At 73.4% G+C, this 20,307-nt stretch carries 7 protein-coding genes and 1 pseudogene; 6 read left to right on the top strand and 2 right to left on the bottom strand.

What is annotated here, in order from left to right:
* Positions 1–38 precede the first annotated feature (38 nt).
* The 3 genes and pseudogenes from ACZ7L6_RS33040 (at position 39) to ACZ7L6_RS33030 (ending at position 3,129) form a co-directional block, all read left to right on the top strand.
* Positions 39–1,496: an alpha/beta fold hydrolase gene (locus tag ACZ7L6_RS33040; RefSeq protein ID WP_471930292.1), complete on the top strand. Its 1,458-nt coding sequence runs from the start codon at positions 39–41 to the stop codon at positions 1,494–1,496.
* Positions 1,497–1,541: 45 nt separating this feature from the next.
* Positions 1,542–2,025: pseudogene (locus tag ACZ7L6_RS33035) on the top strand (MFS transporter); the annotation flags it as partial.
* A 150-nt stretch (positions 2,026–2,175) separates the two neighbouring features.
* Positions 2,176–3,129, top strand: coding sequence for a hypothetical protein (locus ACZ7L6_RS33030; RefSeq protein ID WP_471930290.1), 954 nt, complete (start codon positions 2,176–2,178; stop codon positions 3,127–3,129).
* A gap of 183 nt (positions 3,130–3,312) precedes the next feature.
* Here the strand turns inward: ACZ7L6_RS33030 and ACZ7L6_RS33025 are convergent, their stop codons facing one another.
* Positions 3,313–4,212 (bottom strand): arginase family protein, encoded by a 900-nt coding sequence (locus tag ACZ7L6_RS33025; protein ID WP_471930288.1) that lies wholly within the window; start codon positions 4,210–4,212, stop codon positions 3,313–3,315.
* Between the two features lie 236 nt (positions 4,213–4,448).
* Here ACZ7L6_RS33025 and ACZ7L6_RS33020 point away from each other — a divergent pair, with 236 nt between their 5' ends.
* The 3 genes from ACZ7L6_RS33020 (at position 4,449) to ACZ7L6_RS33010 (ending at position 8,074) form a co-directional block, all read left to right on the top strand.
* Positions 4,449–5,354: an MHYT domain-containing protein gene (locus tag ACZ7L6_RS33020; protein ID WP_471930286.1), complete on the top strand. Its 906-nt coding sequence runs from the start codon at positions 4,449–4,451 to the stop codon at positions 5,352–5,354.
* Between the two features lie 85 nt (positions 5,355–5,439).
* Positions 5,440–6,942, top strand: coding sequence for a metallophosphoesterase family protein (locus ACZ7L6_RS33015; protein WP_471930284.1), 1,503 nt, complete (start codon positions 5,440–5,442; stop codon positions 6,940–6,942).
* A 94-nt stretch (positions 6,943–7,036) separates the two neighbouring features.
* Positions 7,037–8,074, top strand: coding sequence for an LLM class flavin-dependent oxidoreductase (locus ACZ7L6_RS33010; protein WP_471930544.1), 1,038 nt, complete (start codon positions 7,037–7,039; stop codon positions 8,072–8,074).
* On the opposite strand, the gene ACZ7L6_RS33005 is transcribed toward ACZ7L6_RS33010, so the two are convergent.
* On the bottom strand, positions 7,986–20,306 hold the full coding sequence (locus ACZ7L6_RS33005) for an amino acid adenylation domain-containing protein (protein ID WP_471930282.1): 12,321 nt from the start codon (positions 20,304–20,306) through the stop codon (positions 7,986–7,988). The two genes, ACZ7L6_RS33010 and ACZ7L6_RS33005, sit on opposite strands and share 89 nt — an antisense overlap.
* Between the last annotated feature and the right edge of the window lies 1 nt (position 20,307).

Here is a 20,307-nt window from a genome sequence, read left to right as displayed (position 1 = left end):
TTGGCCTGGTCATGGAGCCGAGCCGAGGGGGAACGGACGTGCGACGGACACGCGTGGCGGGGCTGCGAAGAACACAGCGGGCACGGGGGACGCGACGGCCCGGATCGTCGGCGGCGATCGCCCTGGCCGCCGCAGGCGTCCTGCTGCTGTCGGGGACCTGCACCTCGGCGGCGCAGGACCGACAGGGCGGGGCGGCCGCGGAACACTCCGGGGAGAGTGGGGGACTCTCCGGCGCCGCGGCCTGCCCCGGCCTGGAGGGCTACACCTGCGCGACCCTGACGGTCCCGCTCGACCACAGCGGCAGCACGCCGGGCCGGCTGGGCCTGAAGGTCGCGATGGCGGACAACGTCAAGGCCCCGAAGGGTGTGCTGCTGTTTCTGACGGGTGGTCCGGGACAACCGGGTGTGCCGTACGTGAGACGGCTGAGCGAGAAGCTGGCGCCGGTGCTGAAGGACTACCGCCTCGTCATGATCGACCAGCGTGGAACCGGCGCGGGCGCACTGCAGTGCCCGCAACTGCAGAAGGAGATGGGGGCGTCCGACCTCACACCGCCCACCGCGCAAGCGGTGACGGACTGCGCCGCGGCCATCGGTCCGGACCGCCGCTTCTACAGTACGGGTGACACGGTCGCCGATCTGGAGCTGCTGCGCCGGGCGCTGGGCGTACGGAAGATGACGCTCGACGGCGTCTCGTACGGCACGTACACCGCCGAGCGGTACGCACTGGCCCACCCGCGGCGTGTGGCACGGCTGGTGCTGGACTCGGTGGTGCCGCAGACCGGCGGCGACCCGATGGACCTCGCAGCGATGCGAGCGGCACCGCGCGTGCTGACGGCAGCGTGCAAGGCGATCGCGTGCACGACGGACCCGGCGGCGGACCTGGCCAAGGTGGTGGACACCTACGACAACGGCGTCGACGTCCTGGACGCGCTGACCACCTGGGAGTTCGTCGAGCCGAACTACGCGGCGATGATCGACGCCCTGCACAAGGCGGCGGGCGGCGACCCCGGACCGCTGCGGGGCCTGATCGCGGGTACGCGGCAAGGGAACGCGGCGACAGCCGAGGAGCTGAGCCAGGGGCTGCACGCCTCGACGCTGTGTCTGGACGGCCGCTATCCATGGGGCAGGTCGGACGCGCCGGTGGCCGGGCGGCAGGAGGCCCTGGACAAGGCAGCCGCAGAACTGACGCCGGCCGACTACGGCCCCTTCGACTCCGCCACGGCCACGGGCCTCGGCTGGATGCTGAGCTGTCTGCACTGGCCGCGCACACCGGCCCCGCCCCTGCCACCGGAGCACCGCCGCCTGCCGGGCGTACCGGTACTGCTCCTCGGCGGGGACAGAGACCTGTCGACGCCGCTGGAGTGGCTGTACGACCAGAAGAAGCTGACACCGCGGGCCGAAGTCGTGGTGGTCCGGGGCGCCGCGCACTCGGTGCAGAGCAGGGCGGCGGGCGACGAGGGGCGCAAGGCGGTGTTCGACTTCCTCTTGCGGGGCTGAACGCCGGCTGGTTGAACGGGAACCTTTGTCCGAGCGTCGTCGATGGTCGGCGGCTTCTCCCCCCGCGGATGTCGCCTGGCTGCTCAAGGTGTACGGCGTCGGCCTCGTCGTCGGGAACCTGATCGGCGGGCGAGCGGCCGACCGTGACCCTGACCGCGCCCTGGTCCGCTCCCTGCTGGGCCTGACTGTCACCCTGACCCTGTTCGGGCTGTTGGCAGGCAGCGCCGTCGCCTCGATGATCCTCGCTTTTCTGATGGGGCTGTTCGGGTTCGCCGGTGTGCCCGGCGTGATCACTCGCGTCAACGACTTCGCCCACGGAGCGCCCGTGGCCGCCGGCGCCATTGTGTCCGCGGCAAACATCGGCAAGGCCCTCGGTGCCTGGCTGGGAGGCCTGGCCATCACGGCGGACCTCGGCTGCACGGCGCCGCTCTACGTGGGCGCCGGGATCGTCCTGATCTGCCTCGTCATCATGGTCATCGCCGCGAACCAGGTCAGGTCACCGGGGCGGCGGACCGGCCGGCCTTGCTGAGACTCACCGACACGCCTTGCCGCCGCCCCACCCCGACCGCCGACGTGATCGGCAGTCGGGGTGCGAACCGCTGAACCGCGAGATCCGGGATGCGGGGGCGCCGGCTCCGGGAGAGGCTGGTGCCGTGGCGTGGCGAGGCGGGCCAGAGGTGTGGGCACCCTGAACAAGCGCAAGGGCGCGCGAGGCGGCCGGGAGGCCGACGTGGAGGCGGTGCTCGACGAGCTGTACCTCACGCCTCCGGCCGATTTCGTCGCGCGCCGTGAGGAGATGGCGGCCGCGGCCAAGGCGGACGGCCGCGGCGAGGACGCACGCCGTATCCGTGCCGCCCGCCGCCCAACCCTGGCCGCCTGGACCGCGAACCTGCTGCTGCGCTCCCGGCCGGAGGAGAGCAGGCGGCTCCTGGAGCTGGGGCCGGTGCTGCGCGAGGCGTACCGCACTCTGGACGCCTCCGGCATCAGTGAACTGTCGGAGCAGCGACGGCGCATGGTTTCCGCGCTGTCCCGGCAGGCCGCACAGCTGGCCCGTCAGGCGGGGCACCAGGTGTCGGCCGCGGTGCAGCAGGACGTCGAATCCACCCTGCGCGCGGTGCTCGCCGACCCGGAGGCCGCCGACCAGTGGGCCGGCGGACGCCTGACCGGCGCCCTCACCCCGCCGTCGGACTTCCCCACCGGCACCACCGCACCGTCCGGCGCCAGGCCGAAGCCGACCCGGCCGAAGGCACCGTCGGCGTCGGCCGGTACGCGGACGAGTACGCGGACGACTGACGAACTCTCCGAACGACGCCGTCGGCGGCAGGAGCAGCTCGATCAGGCCCGGAGCGCAGCGGAGGAGGCCACGCAGCGACTGCACGACAGGCGCGCCGAAAAGGCCGAAGCGGATGACGCCGTGCAGCGGGCCCGTGACCGCCACGACCAGGCCGAACAGCAGGTGTCGGCCGCCGACCAGCAACTGCGGGAGGCCCGGGAAGAGCTCCGGCGAGCCGACGACGAACAGCAGCAGGCGGAGAAACGCAGCCGCGCGACCGCAGATGCGCTCACCCGGGCCGAACGGGAAGCACGCGAGGCTGCGCAGGCGGTGAAACGCCTGGCCAAAGGCAGACGGTAGGACGGCACACTGCGGCCTGGGCGGGGCGGTCGCAAGCGGGAGGAGAGGCCGCCGGTTCGGCTGCTCGTAGGACGAGAACTGCCGAAGAGCCGCGCGGTGCCCCTCGCCGCGCAAGGTCGGCCGGCCCGGTGTGCGTCGGCGCGACGAGTACGACGTCCGATGTTCCGAGAACGCTCCGCGTGCTCAGTCACCTGCGGGCGCGGCCCGTACCGACAGCCCCCGGCGCAGGCACTCGGCGAGGCGGGCGGCGATGGTGCCGTCCGGGTCGAGGCGGGGGTTGAAGATCGTGACGTCGAGTCCCACGGCTCGCGGGTCGGACAGGGCCGTCCGCAGTACGCTCTCCAGCTCCTCCCAGGTCAGACCGTCGGGCTGGCGGTAGTCGACGGCGGGCATGACCGCGTCGTCCAGGACGTCGACGTCGAGGTGGACCCAGAAGCCGCCACCCGTACCGGCCGCCAGCCTGCCGACCGCTTCGCGCGCTGCCGCGGCGGCGCCGGACGCGCGGACGTCGTCGAGGTCGACGGCCCGCAGGCCGGGCGGAAGCGGCTGCATCCCGGCCAGGGCGGACTCGGCGGCGTCGCGGAAACCGAGGGCGACGACGTCCTCATCCCGCACCAGGGGGCCGCGGCCCTCGAGGTCGGTGAGCAGCCGGGGCCCGCGGCCCGTTGCCAGGGCGAGTTCCATCGAGGCCGCCTCACCGTTCGGCTCCGCCGAGGGCTGGTAGAAGTCGGTGTGCCCGTCGAGGAACAGCAGGCCGTGGCGTCCTCGCCGGCGCAGGGCAAGGAGGTTGCCGAGCAGGATGCTGCAGTCCCCGCCGAGGACGACGGGGAAGCGGCCGGCGTCGAGGACACCGCCGACCGCGTCGGCCAGGCTGCTGGAGTACCGCGCGATGGCGTGCGGGTTGAGAACCCCGGTGTCGGCGTCCCTCGTCGGGTCGTACGCCGGTGGATCGACCCGGCCGGCCCGTACCGCACGGAGGCCGGCCGGCATTCCGGCGTCGAGCAGCGCCGTCGGCAGTTCCTGGACCCCTGAGGGCCGCAGGCCGAGCACGGACGGCGCCTCGACGATCGCGAGCTCCTGCATGTCCGGTCCCTTCCGCCGCCGACCGCCTCCTGCCGTCACCCGCCCTCACTCCAGCCTCCCATAGCAGGCGTTCCCGAGCCGTGCCCCCGGCTGGCCGAAACCCGTCCCCACGTGACCGGAGTTCACTCATGGTGATGCCGAGTTCAACTGCTACCGGCGGTAAAGGCTTGCTTTCGCACAACTCTGCCCCGTACACCTTGTCGACAACTGGCCAAGACTCTGGGGGGAGTTGGCTCATGGAAGGCACGGTTGACGGGTTCCGCTACGGTGCGGTGACCCCTGTGGCGGCCTATCTGATGGCCTGTCTGGGAGGGGCGTTGGGACTGCGGTGCATCGTGCGGTCCCTGATCGATGAGCAGACGTGGAAGCCGGGCTGGCTGGCGCTGGGCGCCGCGTCGATCGGCTGCGGCATCTGGACGATGCACTTCATCGCCATGATCGGCTTCCAGGTCGAGGAGACCCGGATCCGTTACGACGCGGGACTGACCGTCCTCAGCCTGGCCGTGGCCATTGTGGTGGTCGGCATCGGCGTGTTCATGGTCGGCTATCTGGGCGCGGGCAAGGGCGCGCTGACCGGCGCGGGCGTCATCACCGGACTCGGGGTGGCCGCCATGCACTATCTGGGCATGGCCGGGATGCGTCTCGACGGCAGCGTCCAGTACGACGCGTTGACTGTCGGGCTCTCGGTCCTGATCGCCATCGTCGCCGCGACCGCCGCGCTGTGGGCGGCCGTCACCATCCGCGGTTTCCTGACCAGCCTCGGCGCCAGCATGATCATGGGTGTGGCGGTCTCCGGGATGCACTACACGGGCATGGCCGCGGTCAGCGTGCATCTGCACGGCACGACCGGCGCCTCCTGGGCGGGTGACTCGCCCACCTCTCTGCTGTTGCCCATGCTTCTGGGACCGGTGATCTTCCTCCTGCTGGCCGGAGTGGTGGTGATGTTCGATCCGCTCCTTGTCCTCGGCGAGGGTGAGGGGAGCCGATCCGGAGCGAACAGCCCGCCGCGGCCCGCCGCGGCAGCACGCCGCAGCCGACCAGGCACTGCTCCCGCACAACGCCCCGGCGCCGACTCGCAGTTCACGTCCTCCGCGACGGGCAGCCGGCAGCCGCGCCGGGAACCGTACGCCCGCAAGTGGTGACGCGCGGTGAGGCGGGGGTCCCGCGACGCGCCGGACTCCCGCCTCCCCCTCTCGGCCCTCTCTAGATCATTGTTACGGTGCACCAGTGTCTGACTCCTCACGCGATACCGCCGAGGGCGCCGGCTGGGGCGCCGCCGAACTCGGCGAGTACAAGCGGCTGATGCCGCACAAGGTCGAGAAGATCTCCTGGCTCAGCCCGAAGACGCTCTGGGCCGCCCGCAACGGCGTGCTCGCGTCCTGGTTCGGGGACCCCACGGGCCGTACCCGCAGCCGCTGGGTGGCGCAGCGGGCGGCCGCCGGGGCACCCGCCGACAAGGTGATCCGGCGCGACGACCCGGACCGCTTCTCCTTCCTCGTCATCGGTGACACCGGCGAGGGCGACGAGCCCCAGTACGCCGTCGTGCCGGGCCTGCTGAAGGTGGGTCAGGACACGCGGTTCGCGGTCGTCGCGAGTGACGTGATCTATCCGGTGGGCAGTGCCGACGACTACGGCACCAAGTTCTTCCGGCCGTACCAGGACTACCAGGCGCCCATGTACGCGATACCGGGCAACCACGACTGGTACGAGGACCTCGGCGCGTTCATGCGCGTCTTCTGCGGTGACGCCCCGCCCCTCGAACCCGAGCCCGCGCCGCGCCCGCTGAGCAAGGCATGGCTGCGGTCGCTTTTGTGGCACCGGCCGAGCAAGGGGGACGGCCAACGGCTCGCGCAGGCCCGCGAGTCGAGGTCGGCTCCGGCCCAACAGGCCGTGCAGCCGGGGCCGTACTGGGCGATCGACGCCGGGCCGGTGCGGATCGTAGGGATCGACACGGGGCTGCTGGGGACCATCGACGCCGAACAGGGTGCGTGGCTGCGCGAGGTGTCCAAGGATCCCCGGCCGAAGATTCTCATCACGGGCCAGCCCCTGTATGTGGACGGCGAGCACCACCCCTGCACGATCGAAGGGGGCGGCACGGTCGACGAGATCGTCCGTGACCCGGCCCACCGCTACGTCGCGGCGATCGGCGGCGACATCCACAACTACCAGCGCTACCCGGTGCAGGTGGACGGCCGCACCATCCAGTACGTCGTCTCGGGCGGCGGCGGTGCGTTCATGCACGCCACGCACACCATTCCGCGGGTCGACATCGCGAACGTCACCGAGAAGGACTTCCGCTGCTATCCCCTGCGGGGCGACTCGCTGTCCTTCTACAGCAAGCTCTACGGCCGCCGGCTGCACATGCGCCGCTTCTTCACCCTCACCGAGGCGGAGGCGGCGGCCGTCGTCGCCGAGCGCCTGGGCATCCCGCTGACCCGCGCCCAGCAGTCGGCCGCCCGCATCACCTGGCGCACCCGGGTGGTCGCCAGCCTGCTCGGCGCCGGCCGCCGACCCGACCGCACCGCGCGGTTCCGCCTGCCCGTGCGCAAGATCTACACCCAGTTGTTCTCGCCGAGCTCGGCGACCTACAGCCCGCCGTTCTTCAAGTGCTTCCTGCGCCTGGACGTCACGCCGGAGACCGTCCGCCTGCGCTGCTACGCCGCGACCGGCAACCGCGCCCAGGAGATCGACCCGCCGGTCGAGGACGAGGTCACGATTCCCCTGAGCTGACCTGGGCGACCTGACCTGGGAGGACGGGAACATCATCGGCGGCGAGCAGGTTGGCACTGCCGTACGACATGATCGATGACCGATGGAGGAGCCCGTGCCGCCGGCCTCACGACCGCTTCGCAAGCTGGGCTTCCTCACCATCGGGTTGTTCGACGAGGCGGATCCGCGCCGGGGCCACGAGTCCACCCTCGAGATCATCGAGCTGGGCGAACGGCTCGGCTTCGACAGCGCGTGGCTCCGCCACCGTCATCTCCAGTACGGAATCTCCTCCCCCGTCGCCGTCCTCGCGGCCGCCTCCCAGCGCACCCGCCGCATCGAGCTCGGCACCGCGGTCATCCCGCTCGGCTGGGAGAACCCGCTGCGGCTGGCCGAGGACCTGGCGACGGTCGACCTGCTGTCGGGCGGCCGCCTCAACCCGGGCATCAGCGTGGGCCCGCCGATGCACTACGACCGCGTCAAGGAGGCCCTGTACCCCGACACGGCCGATGCCGAGGACTTCGGCTACGAGCGGGTGCGGCGCCTGCTGGACTTCGTACGGGGCAAGCCGGCCACGGACTTCAGCGGTGTCGAAGGATTTGAAGTGTTCTCGGACCGGGTCCAGCCGCAGTCGCCCGGACTGGGCAGCCGTATGTGGTACGGCGGCGGCAGCCTGCGTTCGGCGCAGTGGGCCGGCGAGCACGGGATGAACTTCCTGACCAGCAGCGTCGTCAAGGCGGAAGGCCCCGAAGGCACCGAAGAGTCACCGGACTTCGCGCAGATCCAGCTCTCGCACATCCGCGCCTTCCGCGCCCACCACCCCGACGGCGACAACGCCCGCGTCTCCCAGGGCCTCGTCGTCATCCCCACCGACTCCGCCACTCCCGAACAGCGGGCGAAGTACGAGGAGTACGTCGCCAAGCGCGCTGCGCGGACCGCGTCACCGCAGGGTCCGGCCCGGCTGCTGTTCGCGCCGGACCTCGTCGGCACCGCGGAGGAGATCGCCGAACGCCTCCACGCCCACGCCGCGTTCCGCGAGGTGGACGAGGTGGCGTTCGCGCTGCCCTTCACCTTCGAGCACGAGGACTATGTGCAGATCCTGACCGATGTCGCGACCCGTCTGGGTCCGGCGCTGGGGTGGCGCCCGGAGGCCTGAGGGTCAGCCCTTCTCTCTCGGCGATGACGCGGTCCAGCAGGTGCAGCGGGGCGGGCCGGACTCCGGCGGCCTCGGCCGCGTCCCAGTGGGCGAGGGCCCGGGGCAGGTCGACGAGGCCATGGATCAACGGGAGTTCGCTCGGCGTGCGGCCGGAATCGGCGAGATGGGCATGGAGCAGTGACTCCAGCCGGCACGAGGCCAAGGTGTCCGGAATCCCGGACCGCAGAGCGAAGCCCGCGCTCGCCACGCCCGGCAGGTCCTCACTCAGCCGGGTCTCGGTGGCATCGAGGGCCAGCAGCCCGCCTCCGACGACCAGCACGTCCTGGTCGCGGCTCATCCGCTCGAGCGCCTTCGCGGTGTCGAAGCAGTGCGGGAAGGAGTCGTCCACGACGACCGTGCCGGGGCGGAGCCTGTCGACGTCGAGGAGGGCCGTCGCGCCGCTCACGGCGGTGACGATCACGTCGGCCTCGTAGACCGCCGCGGGCAGGGTCCGGCTCGACTCGGCGACCCGGACCGGCATCGCCGGATGACCGGACGACAGGTCTGCCGCGAGCCGCTTCAGTCGCGCGGTGCTGCCCGGCAGGTCGCACAGCAGCAGCCGGGCCGGTGGGCAGGGGGCCGTCGTCAGCAGCAGCCGGAGGGACGAGGTGCCGATCGAGCCGCACCCGACGACGGCGAGGGACAGGCCGTCGAGGCGGCGGCCGGTCGCCGTGAGCGCGGCCTGGACCGTCTTGACGACGGCGACGGTCGTCGACGCGTGGCCGGTGGTGATCGCCGCGCTCGTCGTCGTCTCCCGCAGGACGTCGTAGCCGTAGCCGGTGAGGGACGGGATCATGCCGGCGAGCGAGACGCAGCGGGCGCCGAGGGAGGCGGCGTGCTCGACGGCGCGGGCGGTGCGGGCCGCCAGATCGCCACCCGTCGCCAGTTCGTCGGCGAAGAGAGGCAGGGCGACGAAACCGGAGTTCCCGAGCGGGGTACCGGTCTCCTCCAGCAGTCGGGCCCGGCCGTCCGGGAAGAGGAGCGCCCGTATCTCCTCACGCCCCAGGCCGGGGCTGTCGTACGGCAGTCCGGCGAGGGCGGCGAGGTGGTGCGGGGCGGGCAGGTAGCCGACGAGCGCGGCGTCGAGGTGAGGGCGCCGTCGGCGGGCGGTGGCCGGATCGGCGTCGCTCAGCGCATCCCGCACCTGCGTCCGTATCTCTTCGGCGAACCCGGCGACTTCGCGGGCTGTGAGGGCCGCCGCCGAGGCCCGGACGGTGACCCGGAGACCCTCCCCGTCCGCCGACGGCCGCACGGACAGGAACACGTCGGTGCCCACCGGCGGCGGGGCGAGCGCGGTGTCGGACTCGTCCGTGCGCAGGGCCAGGCCGCCGACGGCCTCGGATCCGAGGGACGTGAAGTCGAGGAAGGTGAAGAAGAACTGGGCGTGGCACGGCAGTCCCGCCGCCGTGCGCACATCGCTGGGGCCCTCGGCCCTGGCCAGGTCCGCCTCCACGGAAAGGCGCCGCAAGTCGTCGGCAAACATGGCTGGTTGGGCCCTTCCGTCCAGGCCCGGCATGGCAGGTCGCAGCGTGACCGCTTCCGCGAACGGGCCGAACACCCGATGCGCGTCCGCCGTGGATTCCTCGCGTCCGGTGACGGCGAGCCCGAGTATCAGGTCGCGTTGGCCGGTGAGTTCCGTGAGGGCGCGGTAGTACGCGGTGAGCAGCGGCGCGTACAGCGTGCGCTGCGCGGCTCGGGCGAGTCGGCGCAGCCCTGCGGTCGTGGCGGCGTCCAGGGTGAACCCCGAGGTGTGGAACGCCGGTTGTGCATCGCCGTTCTCGGCGGTCGGTCGGCGCAGCACAGGGGGCGTGTAGGGCGCGTGGAGGCGGGCCCAGTACTCCTCGGCCTCGGGGCCACGCGGTCGCGGGCGTACGGCGGACAGGGCGACGTGGTCGCGGAAGGAGCCGTCGAGCGGCGGCAGGCCGTGCGGGAGGCCGCGGTCGAGGCGGTCGTACACGGTGAGCAGCTCGCGGGCCAGCAGGGCGGCGCTGTAGCCGTCGCCGATGAGGTGGTGCGCGTGGACGAGGAGCACGTGCTCGGTGGGGGCCACGGTGAACAGCCGCAGACGCAGCAACGGCCAGGCCCAGGGCTCGAGTCGGCGTCGTGCCTCCTCGGCGGTCCGCTGCTCCAGGAGGTCGGGATGCGCGAGGGTCTCCGCCTCCACGGGCAGGCGTAGTGAGTCCGGCAGCTCCTGCTGGACCGGTGGGCGGGCGCCTGCGGGGAAGACGGTGCGCAGCATCGGATGCCGGGCCACCAGGACGTCGACGGCGCGCTGGAAGACGTCGTGGCGCAGCGGCCCGCTGAGCCGGAACCGGGCGAGCCAGCCGGAGCCCACCCCGGGGTTGATGGTCTCGGCGAGCAGGAATCCCCTCTGGGAGGGCGTGAGGGGGTAGGGGTCCATGGGTCGCGCAGAGGCCGCGGTCGCGGTCGCGTCGAACGCGGGGCTCGTGGCAGCGGTGTCGAGCACCGAGGCGAGTGCGCTCAGCGTGCGGTGCGTGTAGATGGCCGTCGGCCGTGGCACCGCGGGCAGCTGCTCGCGCAGGCGGGCGAAGAGCTCCAGCACCATGATCGAGTCGCCGCCGAGCGCGAAGAAGTCGTCCTCGCGCCGAACATCCGGTACGTCCAGCAGGGCCGACCAGATGCGCGCCAGGGTGCGCTCGGTCGGGGTGGCGGGAGGGGTTTCCGTAGGGCTTTCGGGAGTGCTTCCCGGCCCGGATCGAACATGTGCTGATTCGCGGGCCAGCAGAGTGCGGTCGATCTTGCCGGTGCCGGTCAGCGGTATCACCGGGATCGAGCGGATGCGTCCGGGCAGCATGTACGGCGGCAGAGTGCGGGACAGGAAGGCGTGCACCTCGCGGGCGTCGGGCTCGCCGGAGCCGGGCCGGGGTTCGACGTACGCCACCAGTCGTCCGTCGGCGAGAAGCACGGCGGCCCGGGCGACGTCCGGGTGGGTTAGCAGCGCGGCCTCGACCTCGCCGAGCTCCACGCGGTGGCCGCGGACCTTGACCTGGTCGTCGAGCCGACCGAGGAACTCCAGTGCGCCGTCCCCGGTCCGGCGGACCCGGTCACCGCTGCGGTACCAGCGGCGGCCGTCGCGTTCGACGAAGGCCTCCGCGGTGAGCCGGGGCTCGCCCAGGTAACCGGGTGTCAGTCCTGTGCCGCCGATGAGCAGTTCGCCGGACTCGCCATGCCCGCAGGGACGCCCGTCCTCGGTGACGACGGCCAGTTCGGTCCCGGCCACCGGTCGGCCGATCGGCAACTGCCGTACGTCGTCGGCGGGCCGGGTGTCGATGATGTGGCAGGTGGCGTTGATGGTGGCCTCGGTGGGCCCGTACAGGTTGGCGACCCTGTGCGCTGCTCCCCCGCAGGTGTCGAGCAGGTCGAACCAGCGGCGCACATGGGCGGCGGGCAGCGCCTCGCCACCCACGTGGACCCAGCGCAGTGCCGACAGGTCCGGTGGTGTCCCGTTCTGCCGCGCCCGGGTTTCGGCGGCGGTGAGCAGTCGCTCCCAGAGAGTCGGCACCGAACTCCACACCGTGATGCGGTCGTCGACGATGCGGTCCAGCAGTGCTTCGGGGTCGTGGAGGAGGTCCCGGGTGAGGGTGTGGATCGTGGCGCCGGCCAGCAGCGGTGCCAGCAACTGGCGTACGGAGGCGTCGAAGCAGACGGACGCCGTCTGCACGAGGTGGTCTCCGGGGCCGTATCCGAACGTGGTCAGGGACCAGTCGAGGTAGGTGAGCATGGAGCGGTGCGTGATCGGTACGGCCTTGGGGCGGCCGGTCGAGCCCGAGGTGAAGATCACGTAGGCGATGGCGTCGGGGTCGGCGGGCGACATCGGGTCCGGCTGCGGTGGGGTCGGTGACGGGTCGTCGGCGGCGACCGGGGTGATGCCGGCCAGCTCGCCGGTGGCCGTGCGCGTCGCCGTGTGGCACACCACCACGCCGACGCCGGTGCGGTTCAGCTGGTCCTGCAGCCGGGCGAGGGGGTGACCGGCGTCCAGGGGCACCCAGCCCGCGCCCGCGCGGAGGATGCCGACGACGCCGACGACGGTGTCCGCGCCCGGTTCGGTGAGCAGGCCGACCAGGTCGCCGGGCTGGACGCCGTGCGCCCGCAGCCGGGCCGCGAGGGCGGCGGAGGCGTGGTCGAGTTCGGCGTAAGTGAGTGTCGTGCCGCCGGTGTTGACGGCCACGGCTGTCGGCGCCGCGCGGAACCGGGTGCGGAGGCGGTCCACGATGCCGTCCTCGCAGGGCGTCCGCGACGCGGGAAGTGCGAGGGTGCGCCCCGTGGCAGCCGGTGTGACGGCGCACTCCACGACATCCGATGCCGCGGTGGCGCGGTCCGCGGGATCCGGTGCGACGGCTGCGGCCGATGGCTGTCCCGTCGCGGCGCGCAGTTCGTCCAGGAAGTCCGCGGCGAGGCGCTCGACAGTCGCGCGCCGGAAGAGGTGAGCGGGGTGGTTCCAGGACAGGCGCAGAGCAGTGTCGGACTCCCAGCACAGCAGTCCGAGCCGGGTCGCGGCCGAGGCGGTGGCCGCTGCGGTCGGCGTCACCGTGACCGGCCAGTCACGGCCGTGGCTCACGGGGAAACGGGCGAAACTGAAGCCGGCCGGGGCGACCGTGCGTGGGCCGAGGCCGATGGCGGGCAGCAGCGCGGCGATGTCGGGGCTGGAGAGCGTCGCGTGGGACTCCGCCTCGCCCCAGATCCCCCGCAGCCGCCGGGCCAGCGCGGTCACGGGCTCGTCGGGGTCGACGTCGGCGAACACCGGCAGGGTGTCGGCGAGCGGGCCCACGAGGCGGTCGATGCCGGGCAGGGGCGCCTCGCGGCGGGCACGCGCCACGTTCACGGCGACGGAGCGCTGTCCGCTCCAGCGGGCCAGGCAGCGGCAGTACACCGCGAGCAGCAGGTGGAAGAGGGAGACCCCGTGCCGTGCGGCCAGCTCGCGCAGCGCCGCCGTGAGCGGTGCGTCGACGGCCGTCTGATGGTGGGTGAGCGGTGGCTCCGGGAGTGCTTCCGGGTCGCCGTCGTACGGCAGGGCCGGGGCCGTGGCCGCCGCGGCGTGCCGGGCGATGCGGTCACGCCAGTACTGCTGGTCCCGGGTGAAGGCCGGCGACGTGCGGTCGGCGGTGACGAGGTCCGCGTGGTCGGCGAACTCGGCGCGCAGGGCGGGGAGTTGGACAGGGCGGCCTTGGGAGAGCGTGGTGTAGAGCGACCAGAGCTCCTCGCACAGGACCTTCAGGCTGTACCCGTCCGCGGCGCTGTGGTGGACGACCAGCAGCAGGTGGGCGAGGTGTGCGTCCCGGCGGTCGCGGACCAGCACGGCACGCACCGGGTCTTCGCCGGTCAGGTCGAACGGGCGGTTGTACAGCCGCTGTTCGAGGTCGCGCAGCGGCGGTGCCGTGTCGTCCGGCTCGTGCACCTCGTACCAGCGGGGAGCACGGTCGCCGGGGTCGGCGGGCGCGGTGTACTGGCGCGGCGGTGTTCCGTCCGAGGCGTCCACGGCGTTCGTGGTGAGGCGCAGGCGCAGCATGGGGTGGCGTGCCGCGAGGTGGGCCAGCGCCCGGCCGAGGAGGTCGGGGTCGAGGGGGCCTCGGATGGTCTGGCGCAGGTAGCCGTAGGCGGTGACGCCCTCGTACAGCGCCTCCGTGGTGAGGAACGCGCGTTGGAGCGGGGTGACGGGATACGGGGTGAGGGGGCGCGGGGTGTCCTGGCGGCCGCGGTCCACGGGGGCGGAGGCGTGCGGGGCGGTCGTGGCCTGTCCGCCGAGGTAGCCGGTCAGTTCGCCGATCGTCCGGTACTCGAAGAGCAGCGTTGCGGGCAGGGGCAGCCCGAGTTCCGTCTCCAGGCGGCGTGCGAGGTCGACGGCGGTCAGGGAGTCGAGCCCGAGGCCGAGGAACTGCTCGTCGTCGCCGATGTCCTCGGGGGCGCGGTGCAGCGCCTCGGCCAGCAGGCGGCGTATGAGTTCCGTGACGCGGGCCGGGTCGGCCGAGGCATCGTCGCCGCCGTCCGGTGAGGTGCTGGGCACGCGAGGTGCACTGTCGTGCGTGCCGTCCGGCGATATACGGGGCGAGCGAGACGCGCTGTCACGCGTGCCGTCCGGGCGCTCCGCTGCGCGGGCCACCGCGGGCGCGGGTGTCGTCGCGGGGGCCACCAGCAGGTGCGCGGCATCGGTGGCGACGGCGGTCCGCAGCGCGGCGATCGCGGCCCGCGCGGTCATCGGGGTCAGTCCGCGAGCGCGCAACCGGGTCCCGGCCGGTGCACCGGGAGCTTCGCCACGACCGGCGTCACGGGGGCCTGGCTGGAGGGCGGACGCCAGTCCCGCATCGGCGACGGGCCCGAACCCGATCGCCTGCCAGGGCCGGCCCGCCGCTCGTTCGGCGGCGGCGAAGGCGTCCAGGAAGGCGTTGGCCGCCGCGTAGTCGCCGAGCGCGCCCGCCAGGCCGGGCAGCACCGAGGAGACGGAGGAGAAGGCGACGCACACCGCGGGCCTCCGGCCGTGCCGCCGCAGCGCCTCGGCGAGCAGCACCGTGCCCCGCACCTTCGCGGCCAGCACCTGCTCGATCTCGCCGTCGGTCTTGGCGCGGAGGGTGCCGGGCCGGACCGTACCGGCGGCGTGGAACACCCCGTCGAGCGGGGGCAGGGTGGCCGACAGGGCGTCGACGGCGGCTTCGTCGGCCATGTCGGCCGCGTGGTACCGGGCCTGGGCGCCTTGGGCGTTGAGCTCGGTGAGGAGGTCGTCGGGCGCGGTCTCGGAGCGTCCGGTCAGGATGAGCCGGCATGCGCCGCGGCCCGCCAGGTCGCGTGCGAGCGCGGAACCGAGCCCGCCGGCTCCCCCGGTGATCAGGTAGGTGCCGTCCGGCGGGAGGGCATCGATCGCTGTGGGAGCGTCCGGTGCGTCCGGTGCGTCCGCTGAGTCGGGTACGTCGCTCGGCATACGGCTGAGTCTGCGTCCGGAGCGCCACGCGAACGCGCCGTCCGCGCCCGGCTCGTGGGCCGACCACAGTTCGCGTTCCAAGGCGTCCACCCGGGCGTCGAGCGTGTCGCGGGAGGAGAGGTCGACGCTGCGGGCGGCGAGCCCCTTGTGCTCCTCCGGGAGTGCCAGCGTGAAGCCGTGCAGGAGTGCCTGCGTCGGACGCGCCTGTTCCGGCGCGGTCCCGGTGACGTACGCGTCCTCGGTGACCACCAGCAGGCGGGCGCAGCCGGCGGAGAACAGGTCGAGGACGTGGCGCAGTGAGGTGACGGCTGCGCTCGTGGCGGCGTCCGGGATCTGCCGGCTTCCGTCGCCGGAGCCGTCCTCGGCTCCCAGCCACACCACGGTGTCCGCCGACGCGGCGACCAGCCCGTCGGCGCCGTCCTCCCCCAGTACCGTCACCCCCCGGCCGACGAGCCGCTCGGCCAGGGCCCGGCCGAGCGGCTGGTCAGCGCCGATCAGCCGCACGACGCGGGGCCCCGCTGCCGGTGTGAGCGGCGCGTCGCGCCAGTCCAGGCGCCGCACCGCGGTCGCCGCACCGGGCGTGCGCGGCCAGTAGCGAGTGCGCTGGAACGGATAGGTCGGCAGAGGCGCCCCAGGACGCGCGGCCGCCCCGTCCAGAGCCGCCCGGTCCAGGACCGCACCCCGCGCCCACAGTCGGCCCGCGGTCTCCAGCAAGGCCCGTGCCCCGGGGGCAGCGGCGTCACGGCCTGGGCCTGAGGCAACGCCTGCCGTCAGGACAGCCACGTCCGAGGTGCCGTGCGCGCCGGCGACCGCGCGGACCGCCCCGCCCAGGGTGTTCCCCGGGCCGAGTTCCACGAAGGTGTCGTAGCCCTCGTCCAGCAGCCGTGCCACAGCGGCGCCGAACCGCACCGGCTGGACGGCATGCTCCTGCCAGTAGCCCGGGGTGAGGCCGGGTCGCCAGTCGCCGGTGACCGTGCTCAGCATCGGTACGGCCGCCGGTTTGACCGTCAGTGCCTTCGCGGCGTCCCGCAGCGGTGCGAGGACCGGCTCCAGCAGCGGCGAGTGGAAAGCATGGGAGACGCGGAGTCTGCGCGTGGCCACGCCCCGTTCCGTCAGCTCGGCGAGGGCATGCTCGACGGCCTCCTCGGCTCCCGAGATCACCACCTGCCGGGGCCCGTTGACAGCGGCCACGCTCAGCGAGCCGCCGGATGCGGAGACGAGCTGGGCGACGGTGTCCTCGTCGCCCCTGACGGCGGCCATCGCTCCGGGCAGGGCGAGTTCGCCCATCAGGCGTCCGCGCTCCGCGGCGAACCCCACCGCCTCGGCGAGGCTCAGCGCCCCGGCGGCACAGGCGGCGGCGATCTCACCCACGCTGTGTCCGGCGACCGCGTCCGGGGCCAGGCCCCACTCCGCCAACTGCCGGGCCAGGCCCACCCCGAACGTGACGAGCAGCGGCTGGGCCACCTCCGTCCTGGCCAGCTCCCCGGGATCGACACGGGGGTCGAGGCACCACTCCGCGAGCGAGCGCCCGAGTATGGGCCCGGTCAGCGACGAGGCCTCGTCCAGCACGTCGCGAAACGAAGGAGCCGAGCGGTACAGGGCGCCGCCCTGGCCGGGGCGCTGTGCTCCCTGCCCCGGGAGCAGGAACACCGTTCGTGGGCGGGACCGGGCGATCGTGAAGTCCGCCTTGCGGGCGGCGGCGAGGCGGTCCGCGAGGTCGCCGTCCGCGACGACGGCGAGGCGGTGGGGACGGTCGTCGCGCGCGGTGTTGACGGCGGCGCAGAGGTCGGCCTCCCGCAGATCCGGGTGCGTCCGTACGTATGTGGCCAGGTCGGCTGCGGATGTGCGCAGCGCGTCGGCGCTGTGGGCCGACAGCGTGAGCAGATGGGGGCCGTCGGCGGCGGGGCCTGCGGAGGGAGTCCGGGTGGGCGCCTCCTCCAGCACGGCGTGTGCGTTGGTGCCGCCGAAGCCGAAGGCGTTGACTCCCGCGATCAGGGGCCGGGGTCCGGGGATCCGCCATTCCCGCTGCTCGGTGACGAGTTCGAAGCCGGGGGCGACGCGTTCCAGGTACGGCGGGGGCGGGGTGGTGTTCGGGGCGGGCGGGATCCGGCGGTGCTGGAGTGCCAGGACCGTCTTGACCAGGCCCGGCAGGCCGGCGGCGTTGAGCAGGTGTCCGATGTTCGCCTTGACCGAGCCGAGCAGGCGCGGGAGCCCGTCGGTGCGGGGCGGGAAGGCGTGCCCGAGTGACTGCGCCTCGATCGGGTCGCCGACCGGAGTGCCGGTTCCGTGTGCCTCGACGTACGACACCGCGTCGGGGCCGATGCCGCACTCGCCGTAGGCCCGGGTGATGACCTCGCGCTGGGTGCGCGGGTTGGGGGCGAGCAGGCTGAGCGACCGGCCGTCGTTGTTGACGGCTGTGCCGCGGATCAGGGCGAGCACCGGATCGTCGTCCCGCAGCGCGTCGTCCAGGCGGGCGAGGACGAGGGCAGCTCCGCCCTCCCCGGGCACGATTCCGTCGGCGGCGGCGCCGAAGGGGCGGCTGCTGCCCGTCGGGGACAGTGCGCCGGCGCGTGCGAGCAGCCGGTGGCCGGTGGGGGTGAGGGCGAGCTGGACGCCGCCGACCACGGCGATGTCGCACTCGCCGCTCTGGAGGCTGCGCCGCGCCAGGTGGAGCGCCACGAGCGCGGAGGAGCACGCGGTGTCCACCGCGAGGGCGGGACCGTCGAGGTCGAGTGCCTGGGAGAGGCGGGCGGCGATCAGGTTGGGCAGGTTGCCGGTGAGCGCGCCGGGGTGGGCGGCGAGGTCGCCGTCCGTGGCGGCGGCCAGGATCTCGCGGTATCCGCTGTCACCGACGGCGGCGAACACGCCGATCCTGCGGCCGGTACGACGCGGCCCCGCGTACCCGGCGCGCTCCAGGGCCTCGTGGGCCAGCTCCAGGAAGATCCGCGCCTGTGGGTCGGTCGCGCGGGCCTCCTCGTCGTCCAGGCCGAAGAAGGCGGCGTCGAAGAGCCCGGGATCGGGGAGGAACGACCCGAAGAGGGCCGGGTCGCCGGGTGCGCTCTCCCAGCCCTCGCCGCGGTCCTCGGGCACGGCCGTCACCGTGTCCCGCCCGGAGACGAGCAGTTCCCAGAACGCCTCGGGCGTCGGGGCTCCGGGGAACCGGCAGGCCATGCCGAGAACCGCCATCGGCCGGTTGCCGGCGTTCTCGCCGGACGACACCGAGGCGCGCTCGGCGCCCGCCGCTCTCGCCGCGGAGCCGGAGTCCATGGCTGACGTCCCAGCAATTTCCGTCTGCCGCAAGCCCAATTGGGCCAGCACATGCCCGGCCATCGCGGCCACGGTGTCATGGTCGCGCAGCACGCGGGGTTCCACCGTGACGGAGAAGGCGTCCTCGATCTCGGCTAGCACGGCCATCGCTTTCAGCGAGGAGCCCCCGAGCGCGAAGAACCGGGCGGTGCGGCCGATGTCAGCCGGCGCGAGATCCAGGGTCCGTGCCCAGATGACCCGGATCACTTCCTCGACGTCACGCCGCGAACGCGGCACGGGCCCCTGCGGACCGTACTCGTCCGCCCGGGCCGGCTCGGCCGCGCCCCGCGCCGTCGACAACCGCTCCTCGACCGCCGCATAGGCACCCGCCTCGAACCGGACGCGCATCAGAGCGCGCCGCAGCTTGCCGCTCGTCGTGCGCGGAAACGCCCCGGGCGGCAAGGGCAGCACCCGTACGTCGTCGTGACCCAGTGCCTCCCGGACCCTGGCGACCGCCGCGTCGAGCACGGGAAGGGCAGTGGCCAGGTTCGGCCGCGCCCACTGCACGAACACCACGACGCAGTCGCCCCCGGTGTCCGGGTCGGTGGACCCGATCGCCGCCAGCGTCCCCTCGGGCAGCCCCGGCGTCGCGGCGGCGGTCTCCTCGAGGTCGGGTGCGTGGAAGGTACGGCCGCCGACGAAGACCACGTCCTTGTGCCGGCCGGTGACGCACAGTCGGCCCGCGTCCAGGAAGCCGAGGTCGCCGGTGCGCAGCCAGCCGCCGGAGAACGCGGCCGCGCTCGCGTCAGGGGCGCGGTGGTAGCCGCGGGCCACCTGGGGACCGCGTACCTCGATGTGACCTACGCGCCGGTCGCCGAGCAGCCTGCCGGAGTCGTCGGTGACCCGGATCTCGCAGTCCGGCACCGGTCGGCCCACATCCATCAGTTCGACGGCGTCCGGTCCGGGTTGGGCGGCCACGGCCCGGCCACGGCTGAGCGCCGCCCGGTCCAGCAGTCGGGGCGTGGCGGTCTCCCCGAGCGGGGGCACGGTCACGGCGAGAGTGGCCTCGGCCAGTCCGTACACGGGCAGCATGGCCCTGGCGTCCAGTCCCGCCGCGGCCGCCTTGACGGTGAACTCCCGCCACACGCGCGGTGCGATCGGCTCGGCGCCCACGAGCATCAGCCGTACGCAGCTCAGGTCCAGTGCGGCCCAGGCGCTGTCCGGCACCCGCCGCACGGCCAGCGCCAGCGCGAAGTTGGCCGCCGACAGCAGGGTGGCCCGGTGCCGTGTCACCGCTTCGAGCCAGCGGGCCGGGCGCTTGGCGAACGCCAGCGGTTCGAGACGCACCTGTTTCAGGCCTGCCGCCATGGGGACGAGGTGGGTGCCTATCAGGCCCATGTCGTGGAAGTACGGCATCCAGGTCGCCACCACGTCGTCCCGGCTGATCGCCATGGCGGTGCGGATCTGCCCGAGGTTCGCGAGCACGGCCTCGTGGGTGAGTTCCACGCCCTTGGGCGCGCCGGTGCTGCCGGAGGAGAACTGGAGGAAGGCGAGGTCCTGGGAGCCCCGGCGGGGCAGCGCGGGCGGCGGGGGGCCCTCGCGCAGCGCATCCAGGCGGAGGGCGCGGACCGGACCGGGGAGCTCGGCGAGCAGGGCTTCGGTGGAGTCGTCCACCATGACGGCGGGCCTGCCGAGGAACTCCCACACCGGTCCCACCCGACGCACCTCCGGGGCGAGCGGCACGGGCACGAGTCCCGCCGCCAGCGCTCCCCAGAACATCGGCTGGAAATCCTCGCCGAGTTCCGCGAGCACAGGCACGGGGGTGCCGGGTTGGAGTCCTGCCGCGCGCAGCCCCCCGGCCACGCGCAGGGCGTCGTCGTGGAGTTCGGCGAAGGTGACGGTGTGTTCGCTGCCGTCCGAGCGGACATGGACGACGACCTGCTCCGGGGTCTCCTCGGCGGCGTGCAGCAGTATGTCGAGGAGCGTGGCGGCGGTACGGCGCCCGGGAGTCGGCATG

Source organism: Streptomyces sp. NPDC107522 (assembly GCF_055657525.1).
Note: the sequence above shows the minus strand (reverse complement) of the source record. Positions and strands in the feature narration are given on the sequence as shown.